Raw genomic sequence first — 6,995 nt, 5'->3', positions numbered from 1 at the left:
GCTCCGGCCTCGTCGGCGGGCCCCGCCGGCCTGGTCGGCACGTCCGCGACCCCGTACGCGCTCGCCGGTCGCCCGAGGGGTTGGACCTGCCCCGAGGGGCGGCGCACCCCGGGCGGGCCGTCCAACCCCAGTCGCCAGTCGCCCGCTCGGGCACCCGTCCGGGGACATCCGTGAGGGGGACAGCCACCCGGCGCGACGCCGTGGCCGCCCGCGCACGCGGTCACCAGCGACGTTCGGTAACGGCCGCGCCGGCCGGCCTGGATGCGCGGGCGCCCGCGTCGTCCTAGCCTCGGAGCATGTCCGTCGACCGGAGGGCCGCCGGGACGGGGTGGGCCCCCATCCCGGTCAGCGGCCGGGGACGGGTGGAGGACTACGCCCTGCTCTCCGATCTCCGCACCGCGGCCCTGGTCAGCCGGGACGGCTCCGTCGACTGGCTCTGCCTGCCCCGGTTCGACGCGGGGTCCTGCTTCGCCCGGTTGCTCGGCGACGATCGCCACGGTTACTGGGCGCTCACCCCGACCTCGGACGACTGCCGGGTCCGCCGCCGCTACCGGGGTGACTCACTGGTGCTGGAGACGGAGTTCGAGACCCCGGACGGCCAGGTTCTCGTCGTGGACGCGATGCCACCCGCGCCGCACGGGGGGCCGCACCAGCCGGTGCTGGTCCGCTCCGTCACCGGCCTGCGGGGCAGTGTGGAGATGGAGATGCGTTGGGTGGTCCGGTTCTCCTACGGCGCCGCCGTGCCGTGGGTCCGGCGCACCCGGAGGGGAGGCGTCGAGGGCCTCCTCGCCGTGGCCGGCCCGGACACCGTGGTCCTGCGCGGAGATCCCCTGCCTTCGGCGGTGGCGGGCGCCCGGACCCACCGCACCCGCTTCCCGGTGCCCCGGGGACGGACCTTCCGCTGGTCCATGCAGTGGTGCGCGGACCCGGAGGAGCTGCCCAACCCCCGGGACGTGGCCGCCGACCTGCTCACGACCGAACGGTTCTGGCGTACCTGGGCCTCGCAGATCGACTACGAGGGCCCCTACCAGGGGCCGGTCCGCCGGTCGCTCTCGACGCTCAAGGCGCTCACCTACGGTCCGAGCGGCGGCATGGTCGCCGCGCCGACCACCTCCCTGCCCGAACGGCTGGGTGGCGTGCGCAACTGGGACTACCGGTACTGCTGGCTCCGGGACGCCACCCTCACCCTGCTCGCCCTGGACAGCACCGGCTGCCACGGGGAGGCGGCGGCCTGGCGGCGGTGGCTGCGGAGAGCCGTGGCCGGGGACCCGGGCGACCTCCAGATCGCCTACGGCATCCAGGGGGAGCGCCAGCTGGTGGAGTGGACGGCCGACTGGCTCCCCGGTTACGAGGGCTCCCGGCCGGTCCGGATCGGCAACGCCGCGCACCGCCAGCTCCAGCTCGACGTCTACGGCGAGGTCATGGACGCCCTGCACCTGGCCCGGGAACGCGGCCTGGGCGACACGGCCGAGTCGTGGGAGGTGCAGCGCGCCCTGCTCGCCGATCTGGAGAGCCGGTGGCGGCGCGCCGACCACGGGCTCTGGGAGGTACGGGGGCCGGCGCGGCGGTTCACCCACTCCCGGGTCATGACCTGGGTCGCCTTCGACCGGGCGGTGCGGGCGGTCGAGGACCACGGCCTGCCTGGCCCCGTGGAACGGTGGCGGTCGCTGCGGGAACGGGTCCGGGAGGAGGTGTTGACCCGGGCGTGGAACCCGGAGGTCCGGGCGTTCACCCAGTACTACGGCAGCACCGAGGTCGACGCGGCGACCCTGCTGATGCCGGCGGTCGGTTTCCTGCCCGCCACCGATCCGAGGATGGCGAGCACGATCCGGGAGGTGGGCGCGCGGTTGCGGACGGACGGCCTGCTCGCCCGGTACGCCACCCCCCGGGGCGGCTCGGGGGTGGACGGTCTGCCCGGCGAGGAGGGTGCCTTCCTCGCCTGCTCGTTCTGGCACGTGGACGCGCTCACGCTCGGCGGCCGGGTGGCCGAGGCGACCGAGGAGTTCGAACGCCTCCTCGGGCACGCGAACGACGTCGGCCTGCTCGCCGAGGAGTACGACCCGGCGAGCCGGCGGCTCGTCGGGAACTTCCCGCAGGCGTTCAGCCACCTGGCGCTGGTGAACTCGGCGATCCTGCTCTTCGACCAGGGGCACGGACGCCACCACCGGGACCGGCGTCGCGTCCGCCCCGGCCGTTCCGCCCGGTGAGAGCGCCAGCCGGCCCGCGCCAGACCGCGTGGCGACCGTCCCGGGGCGCCCCCGCCGCCGACGCGGGCCCGGGTCAGAAGAGCCCTTCGCGCAGGAACCTGCTGATGGTCTCCGGTGGCCCTGGTCGGGCGAAGAACCACCCCTGCCCCGACTCGCACCCGATGTCCCGCAACCGCTCGGCCTGCGCCCTCGTCTCGACGCCCTCCGCCGTGACGGTCAACCCCAGCGCGTGCGCCAACGTGACCAGCGCGCCGACGATCTGCTTGTCCACCGGGTCCGCCGGCTTGTCCGGCGCGCGCAGCCCCTCCACGAAGGACCCGGCGATCTTCAGTTCGTGGACCGGCAGGTGCCGCAGGTAGGCGAGGTTCGAGTACCCGGTACCGAAGTCGTCGATGGCGATCCGGACACCCATCTCGTGGAGGCGGCGGAGCGCGTCGAGCTGGTCGTCCGCGGTTCCCATGACCGCGCTCTCGGTCAGTTCCAGCTGGAGGCCGGTCGGCGGGATACCCGTGTTCCGCAGGATCGACTCCACGTCGCTGACCAGTCCGGGGTCCCGTGACTGCCGCGCCGCGAGGTTGACGCTGACGTAGGGCGCGGCGGGACCGAACTCCTGCTGCCAGCGGCTGGCCTGCTGGCAGGCGTGTTCCAGGACCCAGCGGCCGAGCTGGACGATCAGCCCGGTCTCCTCGGCCAGCCCGATGAACCGGTCGGGGGAGAGCAGGCCGTGCTCCGGGTGCCGCCACCGCACCAGCGCCTCGACTCCCACGACCGCGTTGTCGGCCAGGCGGACGAGCGGCTGGTAGTCGACGAAGAACTCCTCCCGCTCCAGCGCCGCCGGCATGGTCGCGGACAGGCGGAACCGGGCCACCTCCCGGGCGTTGCGCTCCGGGTCGTAGACCGCCCACCGGCTCTTGCCCTCCGACTTGGCCCAGTACAGGGTGACGTCGGCGTCACGGATCAGGTCGGCGGACTCACCGCTGACCACCGGGCGCTCCACGATGCCGATGCTGGCCGATACCGACAGCTGGTGGCCGCCGATCCGGATCGGCTGGTTGAGCATCGTCAGCACCCGGTCGGCCAGGTCCACGATCTGCTCGGTCCCCGTGGAGTCCTCCACCAGGACGACGAACTCGTCACCCCCCATCCGGGCGACCAGGCAGTGCTCGCCGTTGACGCACTCGGCAAGCCGCCGCCCCACCGCGACCAGGAGTTCGTCACCGACGTGGTGGCCGAGGCTGTCGTTGATGACCTTGAAGCCGTCGAGGTCGAGGAAGCAGAGCCCGACCCGTTGGCCGACGGGCGGGTTGCTGAAGACCCTGGCCAACCGGTCGAGCAGCAGCGCCCGGTTGGCCAGCCCGGTGAGCGGGTCGTGGAGCGCCTGGTACTTGAGGCGGTTCTGCAGCTCGTGCCGGTCGGTGACGTCCTCGACCATCGCCACCAGGTACTGGGGCTGGCCGTCGGGTCCTCGGACCAGGGACATCGTCAGGTTGGTCCAGACCGCGGACCCGTCGTTGCCGAAGAACTGCTTGTCCACCTGGAAGTACTCGCGGTCCCCCCTGGCGAGTTGCCGGTACGCCTCCCAGGTCGACTCCGCGTCCCCGGCATGCATGAACTTCCGCAGGTTCGTGCGCAGCAGCTCGTTCCGCGAGTAGCCGAGCATCCGCTGGAGCGACACGTTGACGTCGAGGAACGTGCCGTCCAGGTCGGCGAGACCGATGCCGACCGCCGCGTCGCTGAACAACGCCCGGAACCGCGCCTCGCTGGCCCGCAGCGCCGCCTCGGCCTGCTGCCTGGCGTCGAGGACGGCCTCCCGGATCGCCTCCTGTTCCTCGAGGGTCCGTTGCCGGAGCGCGTTGGCGTAGCCGGCGGCGACCGCTCCCTGGAGGGCGGCGACACGGCCCTGGGGTACGTCCGTTCCCGTCAGGGCGCCGAGTTCCGTTCCGACGAGCACCACCGTCTGTTCGATGCTCGCGGGAGAGGTGAAGTGGGCCTCGACCAGCTCGGCGCCGACCTCCCACGCGGGCCGGGCCACGAAGGGTTCGGTCGTCAGGGCGACGAGGAGCCGACGGGCGAGGCGGCTCAGGAACTCGACCATCTCCGACCTGGACATGGAGACGTAACTGGTGCCGGACACCAGGGCCGCCCAGCCGCGGCCGAAACGCTCGCACGCCTCGTCCAGGAGCTCCGCCTCCGCCTCCTGGCCCGGGAACAGGTCCCGGACCCGGCCCTCCGTGTGGTCGGACATCAGAGCGCGCCCGCCGGTCGTGCCCGCACCAGGAGTCGGGTCGAGGTCCGACAGCCGCCGTCGCCCTTCACAGGCTCGACCCTAACGCCCCACCAGGAACGACGCTGCGGCACCGCCTCCGAGATCGTCGGGGCACCCCCGGTCCGCCGGCGGTGGGGGGTCGTGTCACGGCCGTCGTCGTCAGGCGACCCGCTGGGGCATCGCACAACCGCACCTCTCGTCGTCACCACACGTCTGCAGCATCCGAAGCACCTGACGGTACCGGGTCCGACCGCTTTTTCGGAGGTTACCGGCCACCGGCCCGTTTCCGTCGGCGGGCCAGCCCACGAGCCCACCGGGAAACGGCCCCGACCCCGGATCGGAAAGTAATTCATCTCTTGCGGGCCAGCCCGGCCACCGCGGGCAACGGGGGGCTGGCCGAGTCGGCCGCGTATTCACCGGTCCGCCAGCACCCCAGGGGGGCCAGGCCCGGGTCCACCAGCGCGAAGGGGCCGAACAGCCGGGCCACCTCGGGGACGGTGCGCCACTCCAGCTTGCCGGAACTCCGGGCGTAGAGGTCGTCGACCCGCTCACGCACCCCCGGGGGACAACCGCCGTCTCCCTCCTGGGAGGAAACGACGTGGGACAGCGCCAGCTGACTCCCCGACGCGACCTCCCGGTGGTAGTCGAATATCGCCTTCTCCGGTTCCTCGCCGTCGGAAAGGAAATGCAGAACGCCGCCGACCAGAATTCCAACCGGCTTTTCCCTGTCAATCAGTCGACGACCGGGTCCACTGCCGAGAACGAGGTCGACATCCCTCAGATCCGCCTGGACCACATCCGCGAGCGGGTTGTCGGCGAGCAGTGCCCTGGTGTGCGAGACGACGACCGCCTCCCGGTCGACGGCGAGCACGCGGCACGCAGGGTCCAGGCTCTGGGCGATGACGTGCGGCGCGCCGGCGGTGGGGATCCCCGCCCCGAGGTCGAGGAACTGCCGGACACCCGCCGCGTGCATGCGCCGCACGGCGTCCCGCAGGAAGAACCTGTTCGTCCTGGCCAGCTCGGCGGTGCGGGGAAAGATCCGCAGCACCCCGTCGGCCAGTTCCCGATCAGCGGCGAAGTTGTGCGCGCCACCCAGGTAGTAGTCATGCATTCGGGCGACATTCGGCCGCTGAAGGTCAACTTCGGATGGCACTCCCCGCGGACGTGTGGCGTCCAAAGCAGCTCCCCCGCCCCGATTCTCACCCGACCGGGGATCAGCATACGTCGCGTCACAACTCACCGAATCGCTGCATTCCCCGCTCCCGACGCCCGTCGTCGCCGGAGCGGCCGCCCTGGCAGCGGCCACTCCACCGCGGGCGAGGACGGGCCGGGTCACTCACGAGGCGGATGCACGGCTCGGTCCTGGCGTGCCGGGGGCCGGCGCGGATGCGACATTCGACGCCGCGACCTTCGGCGGTCGCGGCCGCACCACCGGGCAAATGCGGCAAACCTGCTATAGGCTCCGTGGGAAAATCACGACCGCCAACGCATTTCCGTCATTCATCGGCATCGCTGGTCCGGTTAGCCGGCCGGCGCGGCGCAGTTCCCGTTCCAATACCCATGGCGTGGGGGTGCATGTTGAGAACCAGCAGCGGAGCCCGTCGGCTACCGGCACGAATCGGACTGGCGATCGGATCGGCCACCACGGTGCTGATCGCGTTGTTAACTCCGGCCGCGGCCGGTCAGGAGCAGGACGAACCGACCGGTGCCGCGCAGCAGGCGGAGCAGGTGGAGCAGACGGAACAGACGGAGCACCCCGCCGGTCCGATGGGCCACTGGGCCGGCTCCCAGATCGCCAAGCACGAAGGGCGGGACGGCGAAGTCCCGGACGCCAGGGCCGCGCAGGTCACGCAGACCCACGGCCTCGACGTCAGCGGATGGCAGAAGAACGTGGACTGGGCCGCCGTCGTCCGCAACGGCGCGAAGTTCGCCTACGTCAAGGCCACCGAGGGCACGGGGTTCAAGAACCCCTACCACACCCAGCAGTACAACGGCTCCTACGACCACGGCCTCATCCGGGGGTCCTACCACTTCGCGTTGCCCGACCGCTCCAGCGGGGCGGCCCAGGCGCAGTACTTCGTGAAGAACGGCGGCGGCTGGTCCAAGGACGGCAAGACGCTGCCGGGCGCGTTGGACATCGAGTACAACCCGTACGGCAACACCTGCTACGGGCTGAGCCAGTCGGCGATGGTCCAGTGGATCAGGGACTTCAGCAACGAGTACCACCGGTTGACCACCCGGTACCCGACCATCTACACCAGCACCAACTGGTGGAAGACCTGCACGGGCAACAGTTCCGCCTTCGGCAACACCAACCCGCTGTGGCTGGCCAGGTACTCCAGCTCGGTGGGGGAACTGCCCAACGGCTGGGGTTTCCACACCATCTGGCAGTACAACGACAGCGGGATCTTCCCCGGTGACCAGAACTGGTTCAACGGCGCGTACGACCGCCTCCAGGCACTGGCCAACGGCTGAGAACCCGGCACGGCGCCCACCCCCGGGTCCCGGTCGAGCGGCGCTCG

General features: G+C 71.7%; 4 protein-coding genes. 2 read left to right on the top strand and 2 right to left on the bottom strand.

The features are described from left to right. Positions 1-296: 296 nt before the first annotated feature. Positions 297-2,207, top strand: coding sequence for a glycoside hydrolase family 15 protein (locus tag ACTIDRAF_RS0202830; protein WP_016697206.1), 1,911 nt, complete (start codon positions 297-299; stop codon positions 2,205-2,207). A gap of 73 nt (positions 2,208-2,280) precedes the next feature. Here the strand turns inward: ACTIDRAF_RS0202830 and ACTIDRAF_RS0202825 are convergent, their stop codons facing one another. Together ACTIDRAF_RS0202825 and ACTIDRAF_RS26940 are read right to left on the bottom strand one after the other, a co-directional pair. Continuing rightward, positions 2,281-4,452, bottom strand: coding sequence for a putative bifunctional diguanylate cyclase/phosphodiesterase (locus tag ACTIDRAF_RS0202825; protein WP_016697205.1), 2,172 nt, complete (start codon positions 4,450-4,452; stop codon positions 2,281-2,283). 370 nt (positions 4,453-4,822) lie between these two features. Beyond that, entirely contained in the window at positions 4,823-5,626 is an 804-nt protein-coding gene (locus ACTIDRAF_RS26940) for an SAM-dependent methyltransferase (RefSeq protein WP_280956859.1), read from the bottom strand. A 422-nt stretch (positions 5,627-6,048) separates the two neighbouring features. On the opposite strand from ACTIDRAF_RS26940, the gene ACTIDRAF_RS0202815 reads away from it, so the two are divergent. Further along, the gene (locus ACTIDRAF_RS0202815) at positions 6,049-6,948 is read left to right on the top strand and encodes a lysozyme (protein ID WP_083886070.1); all 900 of its coding nucleotides are present in this window, start codon (positions 6,049-6,051) and stop codon (positions 6,946-6,948) included. The last annotated feature ends 47 nt before the right edge of the window (positions 6,949-6,995 follow it).

The organism is Actinoalloteichus spitiensis RMV-1378, assembly GCF_000239155.1.
Classification (GTDB): domain Bacteria; phylum Actinomycetota; class Actinomycetes; order Mycobacteriales; family Pseudonocardiaceae; genus Actinoalloteichus_B; species Actinoalloteichus_B spitiensis.
Note: the sequence above shows the minus strand (reverse complement) of the source record. Positions and strands in the feature narration are given on the sequence as shown.

Excerpts from the sequence above, each read along its gene's own strand:
- ACTIDRAF_RS0202830 (WP_016697206.1), top strand. The coding sequence starts at position 297 with ATGTCCGTCGACCGGAGGGCCGCCGGGACGGGGTGGGCCCCCATCCCG.
- ACTIDRAF_RS0202815 (WP_083886070.1), top strand. The coding sequence starts at position 6,049 with ATGTTGAGAACCAGCAGCGGAGCCCGTCGGCTACCGGCACGAATCGGA.
- ACTIDRAF_RS0202825 (WP_016697205.1), bottom strand. The coding sequence starts at position 4,452 with ATGTCCGACCACACGGAGGGCCGGGTCCGGGACCTGTTCCCGGGCCAG.